The sequence below is a fragment of the Amaricoccus macauensis genome (genome assembly GCF_014201905.1).
Classification (GTDB): domain Bacteria; phylum Pseudomonadota; class Alphaproteobacteria; order Rhodobacterales; family Rhodobacteraceae; genus Amaricoccus; species Amaricoccus macauensis.
Genome location: NZ_JACHFM010000011.1, coordinates 1 through 25543 on the forward strand (window position 1 = coordinate 1; position 25543 = coordinate 25543).

At 63.5% G+C, this 25543-nt stretch carries 22 protein-coding genes and 2 pseudogenes; 8 read left to right on the plus strand and 16 right to left on the minus strand.

What is annotated here, in order from left to right; genetic code table 11:
• Nucleotides 1–227, plus strand: a pseudogene (locus tag HNP73_RS22400) (SOS response-associated peptidase); the annotation flags it as partial.
• A 6-nt stretch (nt 228–233) separates the two neighbouring features.
• On the opposite strand, the gene HNP73_RS22975 reads toward HNP73_RS22400, so the two are convergent.
• The 5 genes from HNP73_RS22975 to HNP73_RS22425 all read right to left on the minus strand — a co-directional run bounded on the left by HNP73_RS22975 (nt 234) and on the right by HNP73_RS22425 (nt 3285).
• The gene (locus tag HNP73_RS22975) at nt 234–422 is read right to left on the minus strand and encodes a type II toxin-antitoxin system RelE/ParE family toxin (RefSeq protein ID WP_221289052.1); all 189 of its coding nucleotides are present in this window, start codon (nt 420–422) and stop codon (nt 234–236) included.
• Nucleotides 423–549: 127 nt separating this feature from the next.
• Nucleotides 550–795, minus strand: a complete 246-nt coding sequence (locus tag HNP73_RS22410; RefSeq protein WP_184155533.1) for a type II toxin-antitoxin system ParD family antitoxin — start codon at nt 793–795, stop codon at nt 550–552.
• A gap of 245 nt (nt 796–1040) precedes the next feature.
• A complete protein-coding gene (locus HNP73_RS24030; protein ID WP_184155536.1) occupies nt 1041–1349 on the minus strand; it encodes a type II toxin-antitoxin system RelE/ParE family toxin in 309 nt (102 codons plus the stop codon).
• On the minus strand, nt 1346–3028 hold the full coding sequence (locus HNP73_RS24035) for a helicase HerA domain-containing protein (RefSeq protein WP_184155539.1): 1683 nt from the start codon (nt 3026–3028) through the stop codon (nt 1346–1348). The genes HNP73_RS24030 and HNP73_RS24035 overlap by 4 nt, the downstream gene beginning before the upstream one ends.
• Entirely contained in the window at nt 3025–3285 is a 261-nt protein-coding gene (locus HNP73_RS22425) for a CopG family ribbon-helix-helix protein (protein ID WP_184155542.1), read from the minus strand. The genes HNP73_RS24035 and HNP73_RS22425 overlap by 4 nt, the downstream gene beginning before the upstream one ends.
• Nucleotides 3286–3554: 269 nt before the next feature.
• On the opposite strand from HNP73_RS22425, the gene HNP73_RS22430 reads away from it, so the two are divergent.
• On the plus strand, nt 3555–8504 hold the full coding sequence (locus HNP73_RS22430) for a DEAD/DEAH box helicase (protein ID WP_184155545.1): 4950 nt from the start codon (nt 3555–3557) through the stop codon (nt 8502–8504).
• Between the two features lie 37 nt (nt 8505–8541).
• Here HNP73_RS22430 and HNP73_RS22435 read toward each other — a convergent pair whose 3' ends face one another.
• The 3 genes from HNP73_RS22435 to HNP73_RS22445 are packed head-to-tail and all read right to left on the minus strand — an operon-like array spanning nt 8542 to nt 13246.
• Nucleotides 8542–10971, minus strand: coding sequence for an AAA family ATPase (locus HNP73_RS22435; protein ID WP_184155549.1), 2430 nt, complete (start codon nt 10969–10971; stop codon nt 8542–8544).
• Nucleotides 10968–11543, minus strand: a complete 576-nt coding sequence (locus HNP73_RS22440) for a hypothetical protein (RefSeq protein WP_184155552.1) — start codon at nt 11541–11543, stop codon at nt 10968–10970. Before HNP73_RS22440 ends, HNP73_RS22435 begins: the two co-directional genes overlap by 4 nt.
• Complete coding sequence (locus HNP73_RS22445) at nt 11540–13246, minus strand: SIR2 family protein (protein ID WP_184155555.1); 1707 nt, start codon at nt 13244–13246, stop codon at nt 11540–11542. Before HNP73_RS22445 ends, HNP73_RS22440 begins: the two co-directional genes overlap by 4 nt.
• A gap of 244 nt (nt 13247–13490) precedes the next feature.
• Between HNP73_RS22445 and HNP73_RS22450 the strand changes: the two genes are divergently transcribed.
• The 3 genes from HNP73_RS22450 (at nt 13491) to HNP73_RS22460 (ending at nt 14915) form a co-directional block, all read left to right on the plus strand.
• Complete coding sequence (locus tag HNP73_RS22450) at nt 13491–13955, plus strand: Ros/MucR family transcriptional regulator (RefSeq protein WP_184155558.1); 465 nt, start codon at nt 13491–13493, stop codon at nt 13953–13955.
• A gap of 136 nt (nt 13956–14091) precedes the next feature.
• Nucleotides 14092–14535 carry an MgtC/SapB family protein gene (locus tag HNP73_RS22455; protein ID WP_184155561.1) on the plus strand — a complete coding sequence of 148 codons (444 nt, stop codon included), beginning with the start codon at nt 14092–14094 and terminating at the stop codon, nt 14533–14535.
• 86 nt (nt 14536–14621) lie between these two features.
• Complete coding sequence (locus HNP73_RS22460) at nt 14622–14915, plus strand: hypothetical protein (RefSeq protein ID WP_184155564.1); 294 nt, start codon at nt 14622–14624, stop codon at nt 14913–14915.
• 253 nt (nt 14916–15168) lie between these two features.
• Here the strand turns inward: HNP73_RS22460 and HNP73_RS22465 are convergent, their stop codons facing one another.
• Together HNP73_RS22465 and HNP73_RS22470 are read right to left on the minus strand one after the other, a co-directional pair.
• Nucleotides 15169–15414 carry a zinc finger domain-containing protein gene (locus HNP73_RS22465; protein ID WP_184155567.1) on the minus strand — a complete coding sequence of 82 codons (246 nt, stop codon included), beginning with the start codon at nt 15412–15414 and terminating at the stop codon, nt 15169–15171.
• 71 nt (nt 15415–15485) lie between these two features.
• Complete coding sequence (locus HNP73_RS22470; protein ID WP_184155570.1) at nt 15486–17294, minus strand: ParB/RepB/Spo0J family partition protein; 1809 nt, start codon at nt 17292–17294, stop codon at nt 15486–15488.
• Nucleotides 17295–18078: 784 nt separating this feature from the next.
• Here HNP73_RS22470 and HNP73_RS22475 point away from each other — a divergent pair.
• Together HNP73_RS22475 and HNP73_RS22480 are read left to right on the plus strand one after the other, a co-directional pair.
• On the plus strand, nt 18079–19113 hold the full coding sequence (locus tag HNP73_RS22475) for a replication initiator protein A (RefSeq protein WP_343063438.1): 1035 nt from the start codon (nt 18079–18081) through the stop codon (nt 19111–19113).
• Nucleotides 19114–19120: 7 nt separating this feature from the next.
• Nucleotides 19121–19257, plus strand: a pseudogene (locus HNP73_RS22480) (IS3 family transposase); the annotation flags it as partial.
• Between the two features lie 198 nt (nt 19258–19455).
• Here the strand turns inward: HNP73_RS22480 and HNP73_RS22485 are convergent.
• The 6 genes from HNP73_RS22485 to repC form a co-directional block, all read right to left on the minus strand.
• The gene (locus HNP73_RS22485) at nt 19456–20481 is read right to left on the minus strand and encodes a DUF4238 domain-containing protein (protein ID WP_184155573.1); all 1026 of its coding nucleotides are present in this window, start codon (nt 20479–20481) and stop codon (nt 19456–19458) included.
• Nucleotides 20471–21181: an SLATT domain-containing protein gene (locus tag HNP73_RS22490; protein WP_425486654.1), complete on the minus strand. Its 711-nt coding sequence runs from the start codon at nt 21179–21181 to the stop codon at nt 20471–20473. Before HNP73_RS22490 ends, HNP73_RS22485 begins: the two co-directional genes overlap by 11 nt.
• Entirely contained in the window at nt 21066–21947 is an 882-nt protein-coding gene (locus HNP73_RS22495) for a nucleotidyltransferase (RefSeq protein ID WP_184155579.1), read from the minus strand. Before HNP73_RS22495 ends, HNP73_RS22490 begins: the two co-directional genes overlap by 116 nt.
• 144 nt (nt 21948–22091) lie before the next feature.
• Nucleotides 22092–22400: a hypothetical protein gene (locus HNP73_RS22500; RefSeq protein WP_184155582.1), complete on the minus strand. Its 309-nt coding sequence runs from the start codon at nt 22398–22400 to the stop codon at nt 22092–22094.
• Entirely contained in the window at nt 22397–23017 is a 621-nt protein-coding gene (locus HNP73_RS22505; RefSeq protein WP_184155585.1) for a hypothetical protein, read from the minus strand. The genes HNP73_RS22500 and HNP73_RS22505 overlap by 4 nt, the downstream gene beginning before the upstream one ends.
• Nucleotides 23002–24153 (minus strand): replication initiation protein RepC, encoded by a 1152-nt coding sequence (gene repC / locus HNP73_RS22510; RefSeq protein ID WP_184155588.1) that lies wholly within the window; start codon nt 24151–24153, stop codon nt 23002–23004. The genes HNP73_RS22505 and repC overlap by 16 nt, the downstream gene beginning before the upstream one ends.
• 824 nt (nt 24154–24977) lie before the next feature.
• On the opposite strand from repC, the gene HNP73_RS22515 reads away from it, so the two are divergent.
• A complete protein-coding gene (locus HNP73_RS22515) occupies nt 24978–25394 on the plus strand; it encodes a hypothetical protein (RefSeq protein WP_184155591.1) in 417 nt (138 codons plus the stop codon).
• The last annotated feature ends 149 nt before the right edge of the window (nt 25395–25543 follow it).

Here is a 25543-nt window from a genome sequence, read left to right on the forward strand (position 1 = left end):
TGACGGCGGACCTCTTCGGTTTCCTGACCACCACGCCGAACGCCGAGGTCCGCGCCGTTCACCCCAAGGCGATGCCGGCGATCCTGACCGAGCCGACGGAATGGGAGACCTGGCTCTCGGCGCCGTGGAGCGAGGCGAAGGCGCTGCAACGGCCGCTGTCGGACGGCGCCCTCAGGATCGTGCTGCGCGGCGAGAAGGAAGACACCGTGGTGCCAGCGACCTTGTGAGGCGCCCTATTCCTCCGGCGGCGCGCTCTTGCTGAAGAAGGCATCGATGTCGCGGTGGCCCTCCAGGACGTTGACCACCTCCAGAGCGCCGTCGCGGTAGCGGAAGAAGATCACGTAGTTTCCGAAGGGAAAGCTACGGACGTCGGGCCGAAGTTCGGGACGGGCGCGGCCGAGCATGCCGGGGAGCGACGCCAGCCTGGCGCACTGGCCCTGAAGCCGCTCCGTGAAGGGCGAGGCCGATCGCTGCCGCTCTCGCGGGCGATGTACTCGAGGATCGACAGGAGATCGCGCTCCGCGGCCGCGAGATAGACGAGACGGCGCACTACAGTCCTTCGCTCGCCAGCGCCTGCGCCTTCGCCGACAGGGCGGCGCTCACCTCGTCCTGGCTCCGCGCCCCGCCCTCGGCGATCGACGCCTCGATCGTCTGGCGCAGCGCCGCCAGCTTTGCCTCGCGCTCCTCGACCAAGCGGAGGCCTTCGCGTACCACCTCGCTCGCCGAGCCGTAGCGGCCGTCCTGTACGACACCCTCGACGAACTCTTCCCAGCGCTTCCCGATCGACACGTTCATCGTCAGCCTCCTGGTCGGAGCAGCCTATAACACATATGGCGCATAAAATGCTATTCCTTCCGCGCGCGCTCGGATCGGAGAAGACACGAGAAATCCGGCATACAGCGCTGGAATCCCCCGGATTCCTGTTCTAAGATTCCGCTCGCGGTACAGCCGGGGACGGCGATGACCGCCGACGGAAATGAGGCAGCCTGTTCCTCCGCGAGGGGGGCAGGCTGTCTTCGTTTCGGGGGATCGCGACCGCGCTACCGCGGCCACTGCTCGTCGGGCCAGTCGCGGGCGGTGTGGATCACCCGAAGGATCGAGACGATCTCCCGGTCGCCGCGCCGCGTCAGCACGTAGGCGATGATGTAGCGTAAGCCCGTTACCGACTTCTCGTAGGTTCCGGCGACCCGGCCCGGCCGCCCGGTCGGCATTTCGCCGAGGACGTCGCCGGTGGCGCGCAGGCGATCGGCGACGCGCTGTGCCGCGGCGGGGTTCTCGGCAGCGATGAAGGCGATCTGGGCTTTCAGGTCGTCGAGGGCGTCGCGGGACCACTCTACCGCTCGCGTCACCGTGCCTCGCTCCCGGCCGGGAAGAGCTCGCCCGCAGCGCGGATGCCCTCCGGCAACCGGGTCGCCAGGCCGTTCGAGACCAGCCGCGAGAGATAGGTGCTGAAGGTGCCGCCGGAGGCGGCAAGGCCGACCTCCTCGGCCAGGGCCTCGCGGTCGACCGTGGCCGGGTATCGTCCGGCCAGCACCGCCAGCATGCGCCCGGCGCCGCCGGCGCCGACGGCCTCGCACCACCGGCCGACGAGCTCCTCGCTGCTCGGCGGCGGCCCGACCTCGCCGGCGGCAGCTCGTCCGGCCTCGTTCACGAACCAGGTGCCGCCGACACCGGCGCCGGGGTAGCCACTGGTGCGCAAGCGCGAGACGTAGGTCGACCAGGTGCCGCCCTTGGCGGAGAGCCCGGCGAGGGTCGCCCACTGGCGCATCGTCGCCGGCCGTCCGTGCGCCACCAGCACCCGGAGGATGCGCAGCTCGGCGCCCTCGCCGCGGCCGCGGCGGGCGGCCGACCGAGCCTTCTCGCACGGGGCGGGGGCCACGGTCACGGGCACGGGAGCCTCCTCCTCCGCCGGCCGAAGGGTGGGCGAAATGCAGATCTCCCCGGCGAGGGGCGCGAGGGCGCCAGCCGCCGCGCGGATGGCGGCCCGGCAGGCCCCGAGCTCGGCGAGGGCCTGGTCGCGCTCGCGCTCCAGCCGATCGCGTTCGGCGCACAGCGCCGTCAGCGCCTTGCCGTCGTCCCGGCGGGGCTTGTCGGCTACCGGTGCCGCCAGCGCCGTGCGCAGGGCCTCGAGATCGAGGCCCGCGTCGGAGAGCGGCGCCTCGGCCGTTTCCTCGCCGTGGGCCGGCGTGCTGCCGGTGTCGAGGGTCCGGATCCGCGGGAAGCGTTGCTGGACCGGCGGTCCGGCGTGCGGCCACCAGAGCCAGCCCTCGCCGGTGCGGAGCTGAGGGAGTGACGCGAGCAAGGCCTTCGCCTCGGCGCGGTCGGCCTGACCCTCGATCCAGGCGCCGATCGCCGCCCGGTCCTGCGCCGCGGTGAGCTGCATGGCGAGCAGGCAGCCGGCCTGGCTCAGGACATCCTTGTGCAGCACCGCGGGCCGCTGCGTGATCATCAGCACCCGGAAGCCCCGCGCGCGGCCGCGGCGGACGATCCGATCCATCTCGTGCAGCACGGTTGTCTGGTCGGGAAGGGGACGCTGGGGCGCGAGCTCGTCGGCCTCGTCGACGACGAGGTGCAGCGCCGCGCGGTTCTCGTGATGCAGGCCGGCGAGAAAGGCGCCATAGAAGCGCCGCCGCTCGCCCATGGTGAAGCCGCTGGTGTCGACTACCGCCGACTGTCGGCGCGCGACGAGGAGTTCCGCAAGCGCCGCGCCGGCCTCGGCCGGCAGCGCGACGTCGGCGCGGTCGCCGCCGATCACCGGGACGGGGAAGCCGGGCCCACCGTCGGCGCCAGCCCGCAACCCCCACCAGACGCCGGTCGGATCGAGGACGACAACCTGGCGGCCAGCCTCGAGCAGCGCTTCGACGGCGCCGCGGGCGGCGTAGCTCTTGCCACTGCCGGTGCGACCGACGATCGCGACGTGCTGCTCGAGCGCGCCGATCGGGATCGGCGTGCCGGAGTCGGCCGCTTTCGCTTCGGGGGCGGTCCCCGGGCGGCCCGGCGCCTTCCGCGGTCGCTTGGTGAGCGTCACGCCTTACCACTCTTCGCCGCGTCGATCACGGCCTGGACCTCGTCCATCGCGGCGTCATGCGGAACGACGCGACCGGCTTCGACATCGGCGAGCCCGCGCTGAACGCCGTCGATGATCGCGAGCTCGCGCTCGACGTAGGCCGCGACCGCCTCGGCGGCGAGAAAGGACTTGCTGCGCCGGGTATCGGCCGCGAGACGCTCCAGTTTGCGCTTCGTGTCGGTGGCGATCCGGATGGTCATGGTAGCGGAAGTGGACATGGTGGCCCTGTGCTGGGATGTACACATCCTAGCACATAAGATTGCCTAGGTCGACGACAAGTAACGCGGTCGGCGTCGGCCGCTACTCAAACACCCATCGCGCCTTTCGCGTGAGGGACGACCGCATCCCATTGCCGGGAACCGAGGCTGCCTTCGCCGCCTTGGCGCGGCATGGTCGCACACATTGAGTGGTACTCGCTCCGGCACCATACCGGGTGCCATGTTGCCAATCGACGGTTATGATGAGCGAAAAACCGTGAGGCGAGCCCATGAACCGTTCTGTAGCGCATCCGGCGGCGACCGCCGAGGAAAAGCGCCTCCACCCCCTTCAGGCACTTTTGGCCCAGTATAGATCGGCGGCGCGGACAGAGCGTGAGAAGGGCACGTATTTCGAGCGGCTGACGATTGCATTCCTGGAGCATGACCCCATCCAGGTGGAGCAGTATGACGGCATCTGGACGTATGCTGAGTGGGCCAAGAAGAACGGCTGGGATGGCCGCGACACCGGGATCGATCTTGTCGCCAAGCTCCGGCACGAACACGGCTATGCGGCGATCCAGTGCAAATTCTACGACCCGGACCACCGCATTCGCAAAGAGGACATCGACAGCTTCATCTCTGCATCGGGCAAGGACCCGTTCAAGCGGCGCGTGATCATCGACACCACCCAGAAGGAGTGGAGCGAGAACGCCGAAACGATGATCCGAGGCCAGGCGATTCCCGCCATCCGGATCGGCCTGCTCGATCTTCAGGAAAGCCCCATCCAATGGGAGGTGTTCGCGGCGAAAGACGAGATTGTCCTAGCCGAAAAGAAGAAGCTCCGCCCCCATCAGAGCGACGCCCTGCGGGATGTCCGGAATGGCCTAGCCCAGGCCGACCGGGGCAAGATGATCATGGCCTGCGGCACCGGCAAGACGTTCACGAGCCTGAAGATCGCCGAGGACTTGGTAGGGAAGGGGGGCAGCGTCCTCTATCTCGTCCCTTCCCTGGCTCTGATGTCGCAGACCGTGCGCGAGTGGACCGCCGACGCGGAAATCCCTCTACGCTCCTTTGCCGTCTGCTCTGACAGTCAGGTTGGGAAACGCCGCCAGAACAGCGACGACATCGCCGAAATCGACATACTCGACCTCGCTTTTCCCGCCACCACCGACGCCGCCAGGCTGACCTTCCGCGCCAAAGTCGCTGCGCCGGACGAGCTCACCGTTGTCTTCGCCACCTACCAATCCATTCAGGTGATCGCCGACGCGCAGAAGACGCACGGCCTCCCCGCGTTCGACCTGATCGTCTGCGACGAGGCGCACCGGACGACCGGCGCGACCCTCGCGGGAGAGGATGAGTCCAATTTTGTGAAGGTCCACTCGGACGCGACCATCCGGGGCAAGAAGCGCCTCTACATGACCGCGACCCCGCGCATCTTCGGGGACAGCGTGAAAGCCCGGGCGGAGGAAGCCGATGCAATCCTAGCCTCGATGGACGATGAGGCCCTGTTTGGGGAAACCCTCTTCTATCGCGGCTTCTCATGGGCCGTGCAGAACAGCCTTCTGAGCGACTACAAGGTGGTCGTCCTGGCGATGGACGAAGGACTTGTCAGCGCCGCCGTGCAGAAGCGGCTGGGCGACGGCACGAGTGAGCTCGTGCTCGACGACGCGACCAAGATTGTCGGCTGCTACAAGGCCCTCACCAAGGCTGACATGAAACTCGACGTCGCGGCCGACCCGCTGCCGATGAAGCGCGCCGTCGCCTTCTGCAAGGACATCCGCAGCTCGAAGCTGATCCGCGACGAGTTCGCCGCCGTCGTGAACGAGTTCCTGGGCACTGACGACCTTATCGATGACGATGACGAGGAAGCGGCCGGCCAGCTCCGGTGCGAGATCGAGCACGTCGACGGCACCTTCAACGCCAAGCGGCGCGGTGTGCTTCTGGACTGGCTGAAGAGCGAAACTGGCGAGAACGTCTGCCGCATCCTGACCAATGCCCGCTGTCTCTCCGAGGGCGTGGACGTGCCCGCTCTCGACGCGATCATGTTCCTGCATCCGCGCAAGAGCCAGATCGATGTGGTGCAATCCGTCGGTCGCGTCATGCGACGCGCCGAAGGCAAGAAGATGGGCTACGTCATCCTACCCGTCGGCGTTCCCGCAGGAGTGCCGCCCGAGCAGGCCCTGAGCGATAACGAGAAATACCGGGTCGTCTGGCAAATCCTGAACGCGCTCCGCGCCCACGATGACCGCTTCGACGCCACGATCAACAAAGCCTTGCTCGGCCAGGACGTGAGCGGATCCATCGAGATCATCGGGGTCACCGCCGATTCCGAAGAACTGAAGGCGGTGACGGCCACCGTTCACGACCTCCCCACGCGGGCGAAGAAGCGGGGGTCAGGGATCGGCACCAGCGGCTGCGGTGCACGTGGCAGCGACGGCGACAGCACCGCCCCACAGCAGGGCGAACTGTCCTTCTCTGTCGACGAGTTCTCCCGCGCGATCATGGCCAAGATCGTCAAGAAATGCGGGACGCGTGATTATTGGGAAGATTGGGCGACCAACATCGCCGAGATCGCCAAGAACCACATTACCCGTCTGACCGGCATTCTGAAGGAACCCGGCACGGCCGCGCGCGTCGCCTTTGACGGATTCCTCGGCGAGCTCCGCGACGACCTGAATGACTCGATCACCGAGGCCGACGCGATCGAGATGCTGGCGCAGCACATCATCACGCGGCCCGTCTTCGAGGTGCTGTTCGAGGGTCACCAGTTCACCAGCGAGAACCCCGTCTCGCGCGCCATGCAGCGCGTCCTGGACGTGCTCGACGAGGCCAACCTCGACAAGGAGTCGAAGGACCTCGAAAAATTCTACGCCAGCGTCCGGATGCGCGCCACGGGCATCACCGATCCCCAGGCCAAGCAGCGCCTGATCGTCGAACTCTACGACAAGTTTTTCCGCAAGGCCTTCCCGCGCACAACTGAGAAGCTGGGGATTGTCTACACCCCCGTCGAGATCGTCGACTTCATCATCCACTCGGTCAACGAGATGCTCCTGGAGCATTTCGGCCAGACGCTCGGCTCGAAAGGCGTCCACATCATCGACCCCTTCGTCGGCACCGGAACCTTCATCACCCGGTTGCTGCAGTCGGGCCTGATCGGCCCCGAGGAGATGGAGCGGAAGTACCGGGAGGAGCTCCACGCCAACGAGATCGTACTGCTGGCATACTACATCGCGGCCATCAACATCGAGGCGGTCTACCACGGTATCATGGACGGCGACTACGTGCCCTTCGAGGGCATCTGCCTCACCGACACCTTTCAGATGTACGAGAGCGATGACCTGATCTCGCACTACATGCCGGACAATTCCGAGCGCAGAAGGAAGCAGAAGGCGACCGACATTCGGGTGATTGTCGGAAACCCGCCTTATTCCGTGGGGCAGGAGACTGTCGACGACAACAACGAGAATGTCAGTTACCCGCAGCTCGATAGTCGCATCAGAGACACCTACGCCGCCCACACTGCTTCGAGTCTGAAACGAAAGCTGTACGACAGCTACATTCGGGCCATCCGCTGGGCTTCCGATCGGATTGGAGAAGCCGGGATCGTGGCTTACGTCACCAACGCCGGTTGGATCGAAGGCACCGGCGCGGACGGGATGCGGGCGTGCCTGGCAAAGGAGTTCACCGACCTCTACGTCTTTCACCTTCGCGGTAATCAGCGCACCAGCGGAGAGCGATCACGCAAGGAGGGCGGCAAGATCTTCGGGTCGGGTAGCCGAGCGCCCATTGCCATCAGCGTCTTTGTCAAGAACCCCGACGCGGCGGAGCATGGCCGTATCTTCTTCCACGACATCGGTGACTACCTGGACCAGAAGCAGAAGCTGACCATCATCCGCGACTTCGGCGCAGTCAGCGGCATCAGAAAGTCGGATGGCTGGCAGGCTATCAATCCTGACGATCAGAACGACTGGCTGAACCAGCGCGACACCAACTTCGACAAGTTTATTATAATAGGCGACAAGAAATGTAAATCTGATCCGAATCTATTTTCGGTGTATTCCCTCGGCGTAGCCACAGGTAGGGATGCATGGGCATACAATTACTCTAAGCATTCACTTAAGAGTAATATCGATAAGATGATTGACATCTATAACGTTGAGCGTGCCCGGGTCAGTGGTCTGCCCGGAAAGCTCGAGGATCACCTGACGTTCGACGGTTCGAAGATAAGCTGGACTGTCGGTCTCAAGCGGGACGCAGCTCGCAACCTGCCTCTGTCCAGTTCAGATGGCACCTTCATCGAGAGCCTCTACAGGCCATTCGACCATGAGTGGCTCTTCTTCGGTCCTCGGCTAAACGAGCGCACCGGCCAGATGTCGCAGGTCTTCGAAGACGGCATGGCAGAGAACTTGGTCATTGGTCTTCCCGGACCAGGCTTTCGCGGAGCATTTTCGGTTCTCATGTCGAATAGAGTTCCGGCGTTGCATGCCGCTGATCGAGACGGAGCACAATACTTCCCGCTCTACCTCTACGAACCGCAGGGTGAAGAGTCCGAGGGCCTCTTCCGAAGCCGGTCTTCCGGTCCCAAGCGCCGTGACGCGATCACCGATGCCGGGCTGGCCTATTTCGAGGCGGCCTACCCAGGCGAGGCAATTACCAAAGAGGACATCTTCTACTACGTCTACGGCCTGCTGCATTCCCGAGACTACCGCGACCGCTTCGCCGACAACCTGACCAAGGAACTGCCCCGCATCCCTGGCGTGAAGACCTACGCCGACTTCCGCGCATTCTCCGACGCCGGGCGGCGCCTTGGCGATCTCCACGTCAACTACGAGACGGTGGGCCCCTACCCGGTGAACTACAAGCAGGGCGATCCCCGCACCTGGGTCGTCAAGAACCCCGAGGCCTTCTACCGGGTCACAAAGATGAAGTTTGGCGGCATACGCGGCGGCATCGACAAGTCAACGGTCATCTACAACGCCGACATCACGATGCAGGACGTACCGCTCGAAGCCTACGAATACGTGGTCAACGGGAAGCCCGCGCTGGAGTGGGTGATGGAGCGGCAGGTCGTGAAGACCGATAAGGACAGCGGGATCGTCAACGACGCCAACCGCTATGCAATCGAGACTGTGGGCGATCCCGCCTACCCGCTGGAGCTCTTCCAGCGCGTGATCACCGTCAGCCTTGAGACGATGAAGATCGTCCGGGGCCTGCCAAAGTTGGAGCTGCCCGATAGCTGAGAACCTTAGTCAGGTGAAAGGGTCATGCCCTCTACAGTTAAGCAACCGCCCGATCGGCGACGTAGAGCCTTGGATCCCAGCGGCTTGTAGTTTGGCCAATCGAGTTCCGGCCCAATTCGATGATGTTGAGGCGATCTCCCTCAAATGCTGGGCTAAGCTCTAGTGTCAAATAATCGAATAGTGACCGCTCATGGACGGCAATAACAACCTGCCGCTGCATCTGCTTGGAAAGAGTCCGCAGCAAGGCTGCGAACTGGGAGATATGGACCTCATCCATGCTTTGAACGGGGTCGTCCACCACAAGCAGCGGGAGCCTAGCTGGCACCGATAGGTGGAGGGCGAGGAAGAGAGTGAGCGCTGCTGTATTGAGATTACCGGCGCTCAGCATAGCGCGCGGATTGCCGCCCTTGCCACCACGCCTGTGATGAGTTTCAAGTACCGCCTCGATGTCCGCCCCCGCAGAATCCGGAATGGCAAAGGCGGGAATGAACGGCTCCTCAGGCGCAAGCCGAACGAAAAGGTCGCGCCAAACCATGTTCAGCTGATCGTTGAACACTCTTCGGACGACTCGGCCGCGAGCTTCACGCGTTTGTCTCGCCAAATCCTTGGCGAGGTCGATAACCTTGTCGGCTTCGGCCTTCTGCCCTTTCAACTGAGTAAGCTCGCCCTCGGCCGCTCGCTGCTGCGCCTGCAAACTGGCGCGATTGTCTCGCGCGGCCGCAAGGGAAGTCACTGTCTCGCCGACCGACCGGCGGATACTCTGGCGCTGAGTTAGGGCAGCTTCACGTTGCTCGATTGCAGACCTAATGCTTTGTAGAAGCTGTACGGTCGGGATGTCATCCCCGGCCGCGTCCCTGACCCTAAGCCGCCGCGCCAGATCGTCGAGGCCGCTGCGGAGCACGATTGCCGATTGATCCGCGTTCTGCAGCGTTAGGAACGTCTGCGCAGCGCGGGCGCTCTCCGAGCGCAGTTGGTCCCCCTCCTGCATTTGTGACAGAGTGTCGATGAGTTGGCGCGCGACCTCGGTCAGGTTGGCTGCGCGTGTCTTGAGCGCACTGAGCTCTGCCTCGGCGAGCAGCGTGCTGTTGGCAGCCTGCCACTCCCGATCGAACCGCACTACCTCGGCGTTATTTTGACTTCGGCCCTGAGTAAGCGCCTGCAGGCGGCCAGCCTGCTCCACGACCGCGGCTATCTTGGCAGCGACATGAGCAGAGAGCGGCGTCCTGGAAACTTCCGAGAAGTCACGATCGCAGACGGGGCAAATTTCGTCGTGTATGTGGGCGTTGAGATTGGAGAGCGCTCTGGCGGCAGATTCATTCGTCGCAGCTGAGGCTGCGATCTCCTCGTCGATCCGGACGAGGCGAGCACGCGCTTCGCCGAGCTGACGAGCAAGATCATCGCGGCGATGGAGTGCAGATTCATGGGCCGCGAGCACGCGTTGCACCCGGTCGAGATCAGCCTCAATGCGCGCGCCGAGCACCTGGGCACGCTCGACATAGTGGGATTCGCTGGACACCGAGACATCGGCAAAGAATGCGGCAGCGCGCCCGAGCAGTGCCTCGATGCGTTCGCCATGTTGGCCCGTCCAAGTCTGCAGGGCCGCGCTCGCAGCTTGACGGTTCGCTTCGATGCTGGTTCGCCCGGCAGCGCCGGGCGAATTTGCGATCGATGTCCAGCTCTCCTGCGAAACCTCTACCTCGCGCTTCGCCCGGATGAGGTCGGTCAGCTCGGAATCTTCAGCATCGACCGCTAGCCGGCGGGCAAGGTCGTTCAGGTCCCCCATAGCGTCGAGTAGTGATGGATCAATCATCGCCAGCCGTTCGCGCAACTGCCCCTCCAGCGTGTTAATGAGTGTAGCCGCGTCGACCTCTTTCTGCAGGAAGACTTCGATCTCCCGCTCTCTAGCGGGAATGCTGTCGCGGATCTGCGCGTAGCTGGGGACGGGCCCCTTCAGGCGAGCGATGTTTCCGGCAGTGTACAGACCACCGATGAGCGCCTCCATGCGGTCAAGGCCAAGCAATTCCTTCACGAAACGCGTGAGAGGAGAATCCGACTTCTTCTCGGTGTACTGGTAGATCTCCAGCAATCGGCCGAGGGTAGATTGCGCGAGATAGCTCCGCTCACTGAAGAAACCGGCATCGGGGCCGACAAGGATAGGGGTTCCGGTAATCTCACTGGTCGTGATCCGGATTTCCGCCTTCCGGACCAGCCCATCGGCTTCGGCAACCTCAAGCCGGACTTCGCCAAACGGCCTGCCCTTGTGCGGCAGATAGGCGAGATAGTCGGGATCCGCGCGCGACAGCGACGGCACCGCGCCAGTGAGCGCCAGCTCAATGGCGGAGAGAAGGCTGGTTTTGCCTGCTCCATTCGGACCGTGGATGAGAACAATCGGAGCATCCAGCGAGACGTTGACCTCGCCGTCGATGCTGCGGAAGTCTCTTACACAGAGCGACTTCAAGCGGGTCATCCCAGTGATTCCTCGTCTGTGTGGGGATCAGGGCCGAGGATCGCGTTCAATGCGGCGTGGAAGCGGGTTCGAACCTCCTCTTCGCCAAGCTTAGAGGCATCGACGAGTTCGGCTGCGAGAGGGTTGTTGGGTAACGTGAGAACCTCGCCGGCACCCAGATCGTGATCCGCATAAAGCGTCTCCGGTAATCTCAGGGGCAGCAGGACCGCTAACCTGTCTATGAGATCGTCCGGATCAATTGCCTCCCCCACTGGCAGGATGCGGCCGACTTGCGCGAGAGCCTCGAGGGTTTTGCCGACAGGTCGCGGACCGACAATCACCGTCGTGAGCGGGCGGTGCGACCGCATAACGTCAAGCGCTCGGGCGATGCCCTCGATTTGCTGGAGAACCTTTCGCTCGCCAACTGCAGCCATATCCCCGATGACTACGAGATCGGCTGAGTGACCAACGCCAACGAATGCACCAGCTACGTCGAAGTCGAGGCCTGCCATCTGCAAAGGCGACGGGATCCGCCTATAGCCTGCGCTCACAAGGAGGTCCGCCACCCGCTCCGCGGGAACCGCCGCCGTCATAATGCCACCTTACTACGAAAGCGCTCGAGGAGATCCTCGACGTTGGTCCCACCCGCTAGAAGTTCTACCATGCTGACCTCCCGCGTTGCCGGAAGGCCTGTTCGACCGGGCGCGCGTCGCGGGTAGCGCGGCATGGCGGGAGGGTTCTCATGGCTATGGATGATCACGGCGTCGTCCTTAGCGATTAGACCGTTGATCCCCAGTTGGATAGCGGCACGCGGGTTGGACGCGAAGTAGACCTTGGCGGGGCCACTGCGCCCGACAAGCACGAGTGCTCCCGACGCGGTAGCATCGATGTCTGCCTTGCTCGCGGTCCACATGCCCCGTTCGAGACCGAGGCCGATTAATCCCGAAGCAATGGCAAACTGGCAGACGCCGCTTCCAGAAAGAGTTGGGTCCGCAGGCATGCGATCAAGAGGATCCGGCGAAATCGGAGCATAGAGGCCATTGGCCGGATCTGGGAGTGTTCCTTCGCGCAACATCGAGATCGTTCGTCCGGAATGTCGGAGTAGCTCAATCACTGCCTCTGCGGTCGGAGACAGCGCATCAGCGATGGCATTCCGCGCATGGACAAGGCCACCATGTAGTTTGTCCCGGTCGGCGTCTGCTAGACCGGCTACTCCGTGCCCGACGAGCATCTTCAGCTTCGATGTGAGAACGTAGAGAAGCAGGGAAAGCAACAACGGCTTGGCATAGGCCTGTACGAGCGCCTCTGTCTCCATCTCCGGCCGGTTCGCCGGTACGTAGTCGCGATGGTAAACGTTCTGGAGTAGGCTTTCTTGGTCACCCCCAAGCGCGTTCTCCGAAAATGCATAGGCTGGCGGATGGGAAGGCCAACGCCAAGCCATCTGCGCTTGCGCCGCAGCGAATAGGCCCTGAATATTTGAGTCCTGTGCCGACAGACCGAGCATCAGAGTTGGCTTGGTCACGATCAGATTGGTTAGGAACGGCCCCATCACCGGGTTATTGGCGACCCAGCCGTTGATCTGGTTCTGCCGGGCGACAAGAAGTGCGCGGAAGTCCGCGGGATTGTCACGCGCCGCCTGCGCACAGCCGTGAAACTTGTAGAGGTTTGCGCGCCTGCGGCCCTGTCGAACATCATTGGGCGCGACCACAACGCGAAGGATAGGCTGAGCGCCCGCCAAGAGTATGACGGCACGCTCCACCAGAGGATCCCAGTTCGCCGACGGCAACTCGGAGGCAACACCTTCGATTGCGAGTGCCGCAAGGCAAAGATGCTCGGCATCAGGTTCGACCGTGGGATTGGAGTAGATGGTGGCCGCCCCAAGCACGTCCCAGAGTAAGTAATCTGCCGCCTCTCCATCGACCGTAACGTTGAGCATCCGAGCGTAATTGTTGACCAAACGGATGGCGAGCGCGTCAAAGTCCGGCCATTGGTCAGGCGCCTGAGCATAGTCGATACCAGCCCATTCGGCCTCGCTTGGATTCGCAAGCGCGACGACCGTGGCGAGGGCCTTACGAAAGCGGCAGCCGGCGTTGGCCTGATCGATGCGACACTGAAGCGTCACCAGCACGCGCTTTGCGAGGTCGCGCAGATCTGGCATGCGCTCCCTGGAGATGCCCGAGCCCAGCCAGAATGTATACTGATCGTTGGCAACGCCCTCGGCGATCTCGCGCTTCGGACCCTCCAGCATCTCAAGTGTTGCGCGGATGGTGATCGTGGCAGCGGCGGGAGGCGGCATTTATACTCATCGTGGGGAAGCATGCTGGGAAAGAGAATCATTTCATTCTAGCGAGATCTCTAGCTCCGTGCCCACTTCAGATCTCGAAGCGCGTCAATGCCCGCTCTCGCGCGAACGTCACCAAGTCCACAGCGGGAAATCATCCAGAAATGGGCCTCGGCAAAATTGTTCTATTGATCCGACGGGCGTCTCGACTTACCGGCAAGAGCGTGGAGCGAGACGAAACGCGACAAGCAGGAAAGCGATGGACAACGAGACTTCGATCGACCGCAACGAGCTTCTCGCCCTCACGGCCGAGATCGTCTCGGCCTATGTCGGGAACAACGCCCTCGACACCGGCACGGTGCCTGACGTGATCGGCGCGGTCTTCGCCAAGCTCACCGAGCTCTCGACCGACGAGAAGCCACTCCCGGAAACTCTGACGCCGGCGGTGCCGATCAAGCGCTCGGTGACGGACGACTACATCGTCTGCCTCGAGGACGGGAAGAAGCTGAAGATGCTGAAGCGGCACCTGATGACCGCCTACGGCATGACGCCTGAGGAATACCGGGCGAAGTGGGGCCTGAAGCCCGACTACCCGATGGTCGCCCCGACCTACGCCGCGAAGCGCCAGGAGCTCGCGAAGAAGATCGGGCTCGGCCGCAAGCCTCGCGCGCCCGAGCCTGCCGCGGCCCCGAGGGGGCGAACCAGGAAGAAGGCGGTCGCCTGAACCTCGACGACCGTCGAAGGCATGCGCCATGGTCGACCAGGAGACGATCGCGGCGGGGCCTCGCCGTCGAAGCGCGCAGGAACGGCGGTGGCGTCAGGCAGTTACCCGGTGATGGACTCCGCCGGGAGCCGAACGGATGCGGGACGTGCAACTCGAGGCGCTCGACATCTTCCTCCGCCTCTGCGCGGCGGGGGTCCTCGGCGCCGTCATCGGCTTCGAGCGCCGGGTTCATCACAAGGCGATCGGCATCGCCGGCATGATGCTGATCAGCATCGGCAGCACGACCTACATGCTCCTCGCGCGCCACCTGGCCGACGTAGACCCGGCATCGGTCAGCCGGACGCTGCAGGGCTTTCTCTCCGGAATCGGCTTTCTCGGCGGCGCGGTGATCTTCAAGAGCGGCTTCGACGTGAAGGGCATCAAGGCCGCGGCGGCGATCTGGATCACCGGCGCGCTCGGGCTGGCGATCGCCACCTCCTACTGGCCGCTCGGCCTGGTCACCGGCGCCATCACCGCCCTCATCCTCTTCGTCGCCGACAGCTTCCCGGACGAGGTCCGCGAGGAGAAGCAGGAGCCGTGACGCGCTTCACCAAGAGCGCTCGCCACCATTGCACCGCGGGCCCGATTCGACCGATCGTCGCCCGGGGGACTATCAGGGGCGGGGGCGTGTCGCAGACATTCCTGGAGAGGTGTCGCATCGCCGTGGAGCGGCTGCGGCAGTATCGGAGCGCCGTGGTCACGGCCGAGGCGATGATCTGGCACCACGGCTACAAGGGCCTCGACGCCGCTCTGAAAGCGATCGAGGCGGAACCCGAGGACTTTCGCGAAAGGGTTCGGGCCGACCTCGTCGCCCGGCTCGCGGCTGACCGCTACCAGCGGTTCAAGCAGGCGGACGTGTTCGAACGCGCCCTGCTCCTCGAGCGCTGGAGCCAGCGCCGCGGTCAGATGATCCGCGCCTGACGCGACGATGCGGCGGAGCTCCTGAGCTCCACATCCTCGCAGTCAGCCGCAGAATACGCCTGCAACCTTCTGTTTCAAAAAAAGAATGCCCAGCCGTAAGGCGGGGCGAGTTTTTCCTCCACCACGAGGAAAGGGCCGGACCCGCCCGGTCGGGGGGATGACCAAGGGCCGGCGCGCGACCGGAATCTTAAGCTTGGTCGACGCGAGGATAACAGGCGGCGCGCAGCATAGCGAAGCGCCGCCGGCGGCAGCCTCAGGGCGCTTCGCCCTTCCGAAGCCGGCCTTGTTGGTCGATCCGCCACCCGTCCCCGGTGCGCTCGATGCTGGCGTCGGCGCCGTGCCGATCAATGAAATGACGATCGGCCTCGGCCTTGCGGCGGGCGTGGAAGTCGGCGGCCTTGTGGCCGGAGGGGCGGCGGCACATGACGCCGGCCCTCCGGCCACAGCTCGGGCAGGCGACGGCGAGGACCGGATGCGACCAGGCGGTGAAGTCGATCATCGGCGGCGTGCTCCTCGGAGCTATGGGGCAGGGGGAGCGGCCGGCGGGACAGACCCCGCCGGCCACCACGCTCAGAACATCTCGGGCGGCAGCCACCCCGCCACGCGGGCGCGCTGGTCGGCCGGCATCTCCGTCTCCGGCTGGAACAGGGTTTCGAGGCGGGCGCACTTCTCGCCCTTCTTCGCCTTGGCGAAGGTCCGGGCCTCGGTGCAGTCGGCCTCGATGCCGCGCAGCTCGCACCACAGCGCGTCGAGATAGCCGCCCGGCGCGCGCTTGAAGAAGTTCTCGGTGGTCGGGGTCCAGACCGCCCGCGGCTCGACCTTGGCGAGCTTGTCGAAGACCGGCGCCAGCATGTCGTTGCCGTAGTCGGACGGGTCGAACAGGCGGGCCAGCTCCAGCGTCAGGACTTCGCGGACATGCTCGGCCCCGCGCTTGCGGAAGGCCCGGAACGCCTTGGCGAGATCGGTGGCGTTGCTCCGCCCGGCCTCGGTGTCGAGCAGGCGCGGATCGGGCGCATAGCCGGTCTCCGTGGTCGGCGTCACGTTCACCGCGTAGCGGTGCAGGGAGAAGGCCCGGCCGACATTCGACTGCAGGTGGAAGGCGAGCAGGTCGACCAGCAGGTCGGGCTGCTGCAGGGCGGCGTGCTGACGCGCCCCGCGACGGACTGCCCGCAGGTCCTGTTTCAACGCCTCGGAGAGCCGCGGAGCGTCGTCCTGGGCCGCCTCCGGCGCCGCGTCGGCCTCCGCCACCAGAGCGCGCTTGATAATCCCGGCCTCGGCCGCCGCAGGCTGGTCGCCCGGCAGCACCATGGCGTGGGTCGCGCGAAGCTCGCCGCCATAGTCGAGGTAGAGAACGACACCGGCCTGTCGCTTCTGCTCCGGGGTATAGTCCCCGTCGAGGATCGCGGTCAGCCGGTCAAGTTCCTCGGCCTCCGCCAGGTCGAGGCCGTCTCCCTCGGCGCGAAGGGCGAGCTCGGCGTGCCACGCGGTCTCCTCCTCGGTCAGCGCCCCCTCGGCGGGGTAGAGGGTGATGGCGTCGAGCTGGTCCGAGATCCCCCACGCCGAACTCTCGGTGCTGGTCTGCACCCACTTCCAGCCGTCGCGGGCGCGGGTTTCCTCGGCAAGCTCGGCGAAGCGAGCCGCAAAGCAAGCGTCGAGGATGTCGACGTCGTCGAGATAGACCTCACCGCCGAAGAGATCGGTGGATATCCTGCCACCCGCCTCTCGGTAGGCCGGAACCCCGACGAAGCGGGCGCGGCGGTCAGTGTCTCGCACTGCCCCGGCTTTCAACAGCCGCTTGATGCTGTCCTCGGAATAGCGGCCGGGATGCCCGCCGATCTGCGTGAGAACCTCCTCGATCCGCGCCGGGTCATCGCAGAGCACGAAGACCGCCGCCTCGGTCAGGCCGATCCTGTCGGCGCGGAGCGCGGCCAGGACCGGCTCGGGAAGCCCGGCCAGCCGCAGCCGGCGCTTCACGTGGGCCTTGGTGACGCCGAAGGCGATGGCGATCGCGGCCTCACCGACGCCCTTCTCGCGGAGCATGGCGTATTCGTGGATTTCGTCGGCCGGGTGCAGCGCCGAACGCAGGCTGTTCTCGGCAGCCGCCCACACTGCCGCCGTCGCCTCGTCGTCGGCGAGCTTGACCGGCACCGTCGCGAACCGCGCGTCGTCCTGCAGCTGCGCGAGGGCACGAAGCCGCCGGCCGCCGGCGATGACGCCGACCTTGCCACCGTCGCAGCGGAGGCCTGCGAGGTTCTGGATCAGACCCAGCTCACGGATGTTCGCGGCGAGCGCGTCGATCTCGGCCTGCGGCGGGTCGAGCCTCGGGTTCAGGGGGTGGATGTAGAGGTCCGCAAACGACACCTGTTCGACAACCATCATGGCTGGTCTCTCCTTCGTGGTGGAGCGGCCGAGGTCTCTGTCCTTCGGTCCGCTTTGGGCGGAGCCGTCCCGGTCTGCCGACCGGAAATGCACCCCGCATTTCCGGGTGGGCAGAGCGGGGAGGGCGCTGCCCGACCCGCGGCCGGGCGACAGCGGGTCAACCGGGCGGAGGCGCCCTGTGGCGCGGCCCGCAGCCGGAGGCGAGGACACGGGGGCGTCGGAGCCGGCGGCTCTGGCCGCCGCTTGCCGGTTGACGCGCGGTCGCCCGGATGCTGGGCGGACGTCAGGTATGGCAAAGTCGTCAGGGCGGGGGTGAGCGGGCTTCAGCCTGTCGATCCTCCGTCCTGGCCGAAGATCATCTCGATCGCCAGCGGCGATTTCCGGATTGTCGGAAGGGTTCTCAGGAAAGGGGGGCTTTTCGGAGCTAGTGTCGGAGTGCTTGGGCTAACAGTTGAGGAGTTAGAGTCCGTTAAGATTCTGTTAGAGAGTCGTTACGGCCTAGGGGCTGTTGGATAACCCACGGATAAGGTAGGGAGATTCGCGGAATGGAAGGCGTTTCGGTGGGTGAAATGACGAAAATCGGTGTGTGAAGTGACGAAGTTTGGTGGGTGAAGTGACGATGGCCTAGTGGGTGAAGTGACGAATCCGGTGCGAGTTATCCACAGCTTGGTGGTGGCGCAGTCGGTGGGTGAAGTGACGAACATTCTTGACTGGTGGTGGGTGAAGTGACGATAGTCCTGGTGGGTGAAGTGACGAACGGTTCCGCGAAAGGAGAGCCAGCGAAGTGACGACCGATCGATCTCCCTTGCTCCCGGACCGTCATCCGCAGCGTGATCTGTTCGTGTGCGACATCGTCGATGCGGTGCCGAAAGGCGACATGTCCTCGATGGAGCACCCTGTCTTTTCGCTGTCGACGAAGCCGGACATGCGTCCGCGGCGATATGAGCGGGGTGGAAACTGGATTGAGGTGTCGCCCTCTCGCTACGGGACGGCGACGGTCCACGACCGGGACGTCCTGATTTACTGTATCAGCCAATGCATGGCGGCGTTGAACGATGGCCGGAAGGTTCAGCGAACGATGCGGTTCAAGGCCTATGACTTGCTTGTTGCGACAAATCGCCAGACGTCTGGTCGCGGTTATGAGCTTCTGAAGGATGCTCTTAGACGTTTGCAAGGCACTCAGATCGAAACAAATCTACGGCAAGGGGGAAAGGAGTACTTCAAGGTATTTGGCTTGATCGAATCCGCTGAAATTGTCCGGGAAACCCGGGATGGGCGAATGCTCGATGTTGAGATCACTCTTTCCGACTGGGTGTTCGACGCAATAGAAAATAATCACATTCTGACCCTCAACCGTCAATATTTTCTGCTTAGAAAGCCTTTGGAACGACGTCTCTATGAGCTCGCGAGAAAGCATTGTGGTGCGCAGATGGAATGGCGCATAGGCGTTCGAAATCTAGCTGAGAAATGTGGGTCGGCATCTAGTGAAAAGGAGTTCCGAAGAATGCTGGGAATCATTATAGATGATGATGCTCAGCATGATCATATGCCTGACTATAAGTTTATCGTTGATGGGGAAAATATCTTAGTTAAGCGTAAGGACGTTGTTGTTGAGATTGCAGGAGGACAGACGGAGCCGAACTCTCACCTGCGGCTTGCTGTTGAAACCATAGCTGCGGCCCGGACATATGCGCCGGGATGGGATATCTACCATCTTGAGCGGGAATGGCGTGCATGGGTTACAACGAAAGGAATCAAGGTTAAGGATCCGGATCGCCACTTTGTCAGCTTTTGTCGGAAGCGAGGTCCCGCAAGCTAGGATCGCGCTCGAGGACGAAAACGCGCGACTGAAGAAGCTGGTGGCCGAACTCAGCCCCGACCGGGAGATGTTGCAGGATGTCGTCCGGCGAAAGCTCTGAAGCCTGCCCGGCAGCGGCAGCTGGTTAGGATGAACGCCTTCTGGGCATCCGAAAACCTGCTCGCCTTCATCGCTCCTCCGCTCCTTCTCCCGGCCGTTCAAGCGTAGCCGGATTTCCAGAAGCGGAGGTGGCCCAGTTTTCAGGGCTCAGAGCAAAAAATCCACGGTGCCGATCCACAGATGTGTGCGCCATAAAGGACAGCGGGCATGTGGTGGATATCGAGATTATCCGGGCGGCCCCGGCTAATTGACCCTAAAGCGGAACCCTTTGTCGTTAGGGTTCTCTTTCATGAACCGCGTCGCCAGAGCAAAATCGGCATATTTGCAGACGACGTGTTGACTGGCGGACATGACCTGGAGGGAGTTGTGGAAATCCATGTTGTCCGTGTTCAGGACCATGGGGGTACCGTCGGCGACATGCTTGATCCACGCCTCTCTGAATTTCAGAATAGGGCGTAGCTTGTCGAGTTGCTTCTGCAGGTAATCGTTGGCGGGAATCTTACCCATGAAAGGCGCCAGCATCACCGATGCCAATCTGCGCTTATCGACCGCGTGCTGTTCTTTCATCCCAGCCATCAGGGTAGGGCACCAGGCGCACAGCATCAGCTCGGCCGAGAGCGGGAGATAAATCTGGATGCCTTCGACGGCGAGGCCGAGGTTGCCGTAGAAGCTGTCCTTGCCCTTGTCATTGTGGAGAACGACGGGGTTGTCGGAGAGGTAGAAGCTCCGGCCCTTCGGTGCCTTCATCAGCGCCAGGTCTTTGTCCATCATGGCAGCGACGAATCCGGGGGTTGCTTCCTCCATGAACCGGAGGTGCTGGAGCACCCGCTCCTCTTCAGTCTGTGGTCCAAGGTCGAGACCTTCGACAACCTCCGGACCCAAACGGTCATCGAGCTGAATCTGCAGGTCTCGGAATAAGTCCCGCTGCGCCCTGGTGCGGACGAATTGGAAGGCGATGAAGCTGATCAGGTTGACCTTTTCCTCCGGCGATCCGTCCAGTGTTCCCCGCTCGAGAACGGCGCGATAGGTCGGTAGAAGAGCGTTCTCGATATCGCAAACCGCGCCTTCGAAGCTCGCTATTAGATTGTCTTCAATGTGAAATTCGTGGAAGCGCCGTTCGGCCATGATGTTGTCGATCGACGTCGTAAAGCCCTTCTGGGTGGGCTTTCGGAAGACATGGACCCGCTGCCCCTTCGTATCGGCGAGGAAGTTGCGCAGGATGAACTTGGGGACGTAGTGCTGGTTCTGCGCGGCTTGGTTAGCTGGCATCGGTGATCGCCAGTCGGCCGGCTCTGCGCAGCGTGGAAGGTAGCATCAGATCGAGCTCTTTCTCGCTGAAGGTCAGGTCTTCTTTGTTTTTGATGCCGTCCTGAGCCTTGCCGTAGGCCGTACCGTCGGTGAAGGGGGCAGTGGAGTATATCTCGTGGAGCTTTTCCTGAAGGGCATCCCTGCGCTCTCTGAGCGCGTCCAGGGGGAATTCTTCGTCTAAGGTGTCCGTGATCAGACTGAGATAGGATTCCCGCACGTTCCATATGCTTGAGGCGGTCTCTCGGTGCTTCTGGGCCAGCGCGCCGGGGTCGAACTCTTTGATGCAGGAGTTGAAAATCAGGCTGAGGATGGCGAGAGCGGCCGTCGCGATTCCCACGTAGCCCGCGTACTTTCCGAAAGGGGAAGTTGCATCGAACAACGCACCGACCGCGCCGCCGGTGATCAAGGCGGAGAGGACGATGTTTCCCCACTTCAACCACCACTGGTAGCCGTCGAAGCGTTCGGCCATCTTCTCGTGGGTCTTATGGGTGTAGGCGCAACGCCCGTAGCATTCCCGGACCTGGCTCTCGAGCTGGTAGCGAGGATCAAACTGGGAAGGTGTTGCCAAAGACGGTCCTCCAATGGGCACGGCGCGCCGGTCCATTCTCTTCGCCCTGAAGACCGCACGCCAGGACCGCATACTTGTGGTCCACACCGGCATGGTAGCCGAACGGACCCTTGCGATAGACATACGATCCGCTTCCGGGCATGCGCCAGTACGCTTTGTCTTTGTCTTGGTCGTTGATAAATTTCAGGAAATCCCGCGCCATGTAGTCGTGGTAGAGGAATGACTCGGCGCGATGCTCCCAGTTTTCGAGGAACTGGTAGGCGAGGGCGTCGATCAGCGCGCCCGACATCGGAACGGAGTTGTGGTCCCGCCAGATCCTCATCATACGGCACAAAGCTTTGAGGTTGCCGTTGACGGCGGCGTTCCTGACGCTCACGGCTGCGATCTCGGCTTGCGGATTGCAGGTCTTCCAGCTCCCGCCCCCGTTAGAATCTGGATAAGTCCATGTCCCGGCCTTGTTGTTGAACACGGGCAGGATTTCAAACTGGATGCCATCATCGAACGTAAGGACGACGACTTGGCCGTCACCGCCGATCTTGCTCGATTGAAAGGTCGTCAGGAGAGAATTTTTGACAGCCTGCAGGAGCGCCGATTGGCCGTTGGACTGGTACGCGTCGTATTTGTAGTACAGATCGCCGGGTAGCCGAAACGCAACATCGAGGTCACTGACTCCCTTCGCGGCTGTGTCGCGGCCGTACGACCCCACATAGCGGCTGTGATCGTGCTCTGACTCGCTGTCCCAAAAATCCCTGTTAAGGCGTCGAGTGATCCGGCGATATCTGCCTCCGATGGAGGCCATCAAATCCGTGCCAATGATGTACTTACCTCGAAATCGCCGGAAATCGTCTGCAACACCCATTTGCCTGTTATCCCGTGGCTCAATAAGCCCGGGAGATGGGGTGTTTTTGCTCTCAGCGCAATGAGTTAGAGGAAGAAATCCTATCTGGAGCTGCAGTGCTACAGTGAGCGAATGAGCTTTCCGCCCATCCCGAAGGGATGAATTTCAAGGCCGCGCTGGTTCCCGACTGTCGGAGTAGATCTTGGCGTCATCCCCGAACCAGAGCATCCACCGCGCCATGATCTGGTTGACCTCCTTGGTGGCGCTCTCGTGCTCCCGGCCGAGGCAGTTCAGATAGTCCTGCATGGCCAGCAGGTACGCCTGATACTCCTGGTTCAGGAAGTCGCGGAACTCGCGATCATCCGCTGGGGGCTTGACCTCCTCCGGCGGCACAGGCCGCAGGCAGGCTTCCTGGGCAGCGGTCGAGCCTGCCGCCCCTAAGGTGATCCCCAGCGCCAGAACCCACCGTTTCACGGGGTGCTGCCCAGCGTGATCGTCGGCTGCTCCGCGATTTCGGTCAGCTCCTCAGGGGTCAGGGTCAGCGAGAAGCCAGTGTCGGGGTTGGAGAGAAAGACCGGCGAGACGTAGGGCTCACCGCCGACGCCGGTCGGAATGGTGATCTGGAACCGGAAGGCGACACGCTCCGCTGCCACCGGCGCCCCCAGGAACCAGGTGCCCCCCTCGAAGACCGAAGGGATGTACTCGGCGTCGGGGTAGCAACTCGGCCTGGCGAAGGTGTAGTCGGCGGTCTCGTCGAACGTCATTGGCGCTGGCTCGGGGCAGATCCAGCCGACGCGAGACTGGCGGGACGGCCGAGCGAATGCGACCTCGGCGGCGTCATAGGCCGAGCCGTCGCTCATCGTGCAGGTGTCGAAGGGCGGCTCCGGCGGCCGGTCGGTGATGCGGTCGATCATGTAGTCGTAGGCGTCGCTGCAGGTTCCGGATGGCTCGCTCGGAAACCCCGCCGCCATGCAGAGGATGACGGCACAGTCGATGTCGTAGTCCGCCGCGGCGGAGGGCAGGGGGGCGAACGTTACCGCGCCTCCGAGCGCAGTGACGGCGAGGCAGCCAAGGGTCAGGAGACGAGACATGACGGGTTCCTCCAGGTCTGGAAATGAGGGGGCACGATGGGGGTGGGGCAGGGGCCGTCGGTCCCCCGAGTCCGGTGCAGGAGGCCGAACAGGTTCCGGCTGAGGCGAAGCGAGCCAGTCTCGGCGCGTGCGGACATCGCCCGGACCCATGCCGCTGGACTGCGAATGGCGCCTCGGCGCTCGATACTGCCGGCGTCAGCGAGCAGCACCAGGACCGCGGCGCCGGCCCGGCCGAGCTCGGCCTGAGCTTCGGCCCATATCGCGTCGGCGATGCCGATCTCGGCTGCGCGCTCATAGGCAGCAGCGGTCACGCTCGCCCAGCTCACGGCGCCGTCGCTTTTCTCGATGCGGATGCGCCAGTCGACCGGAAGCGCCGCCGCCAGCATGTCGAGGGTGATGTGACGAAGCGCGTCGGCCCCGGCGTCGCTCCGGCTTCTGTTCGGTCTACAGACAGAAATCTCACCCTTCTCTGTGGTGTTGGGTCGGACGATTTCGTCGGTTCGGTCGGACGAAAAGATCCGACCGCCGGCATCCTCGCTGTCGTCCGCCAGCACCATGATCGCGGCCTCGAGCCGACCGACCAGGGCCGCGAGGTCCCGAAGAGGAAGTCCGCGGTGGCGGCCTGGGCAGACGTCAAGGGCAGCGGTCGCGCGAAGCGCCAGGTCGCCTCCGATCGCGACGAGCCCGCGTAGCTGCCGCTTCAACTCGGAAACCCGGGCGGCCAGCCGCCGCCGCTCGTCGAGCTCGATTTCCGCCTCGACCGCGGCGTGTTCGATCCTTTCGACGGCCGCGAGCATCGGCGAGAAGTCGATGCCTTGCAGGACGACGATGCGGCCGCGCCGGCGCTGGATCATCCGGCGACCTCCGCCGGCGGAACGGTCGACCACCAGGCCGTAGGCCTCGAGCCGGCGGATGTGACCGCGGATGGTGCGCGGATCGCAGCCGCGCTCGTCGGCGAGGTCCTGCACGCGCGCCGGCGAGATCGGCCGGTCGGCGTCCCTGGGGACATAGCACAACAGCGCGTGGCCGGTGACGAGGACCGCGTCGGGCAGGCCATGGGCGACGGCCGCCAGGCGCAGGACACGGTGAAGCTCCCCCTGCGGGAGCCGGGGTTCGACGGACTGCTCTTTCTCCATTCCTGACCTCCGGTCGAGAGGTGCGAGGGCGTCCGACAGAGCAAATCCTCCTCATTCGCCGGAGGGCGGTTTTTCCTTGCCTGCTGTGGACCGGGTCGCTAGCCTGCAAGGTGACAGACTTTCGGGCTAGCGACCCTCGGTGGACCTCGTGCCTCCGAGGGTTTCTTTTTGGGTCGAGGGCCTAGGCGGTTTATCGCCGTCTGAGCGGCATTGCCCTTTCGCTCAACCCTTGGCTGTTAACCTCTCCTTCATCTTGTGGTTAGCCTCCGGCGCCGCCACGACCGCTGGCCCCGCTTCACGGAGGGAATCTAGCGGCTCGCGACAGCGACTCGACCTTGGCCCGGAAACGAACCCTGTGCCAGAGAAAAGTCAGAAATTCGAAAATTCCTGATTTTCGAGTATTGACATCCTACGAATCTGGCGATTATCGTCACGCTTGGAATACAGCGGAATTTCGCCTACGGCTTCTCGATCAAAAATCGAGAGCCAAACGAATGGAAAGCAGGCAGCAGCTCGTAACGAACTATGTCCGATCGTTTGTACAAAATGATGGAGGCTCTCTCCGCTTCGCCCCAAAAAGGGATGAGGACGGTCGGATGTGTTGGGAAGTTTTTGGCATATACCCAGACGGAGAGGAGCAGCAGATCAAGCTGTCTGGCACGGGACGGCCAAAGATACTCAAGTCAGCCGATGCGGTCATTGCCTATTGGCAATCGATCTACCCGGAGGCGAGTGAGGTTACAATTCCAATACTTTCCAGCGATAGCAAGTAAGGACGAATCGAGTTTCAGTCCTAATCCGCTTATCCACAGGGTAGCGGAGCGATGAGCGGGCGGTTTGCCGACCCGCGGGTGGTTGATCTCTCGGAGGCGACCGCCGAGTTGAGGACTCGCCGCAGAATCCTCCGCGACAATCGCCGCAAAGACTTCGCGCGGAAGTTGCGACGGCTGACCATTTCGCGGTCGGCTCTTTGGGTCGCCGGGTTCTACGCGACGCTCGGCGCTTGTACCGCGCTCTGGTGGCACTGGGATGACGTCGGGCTACCGCGGCTGCTGATGGGATCGCTACTGCTCGTTGCCGTGCTTCTCGTGATCGGCCGGGAGGTCGTCGCGACGCATCCGGTGTGGATGCTGTTGCCGCCGGCGGCGATCGTGGTGGCGGCGTTCTTCTGGTATCCGCTGGCGCCGACGGCGGCGATCCTCGCGCTGGTCCTCATCATCAACCTGGTATGGCTGGCATGAAGACGCGGGCAGTAGTCATGGGCTTCTGCGCCTCGGTTCTTCTGTCCGGAGGGGTCGCTCGCGCCGACGTTTGGGAGTTCGACAGACAGGGGAACGTGCTCAGATCTCCGGATACGCGTGAGTCTGATAATAGCTATTATGTGAGAAAC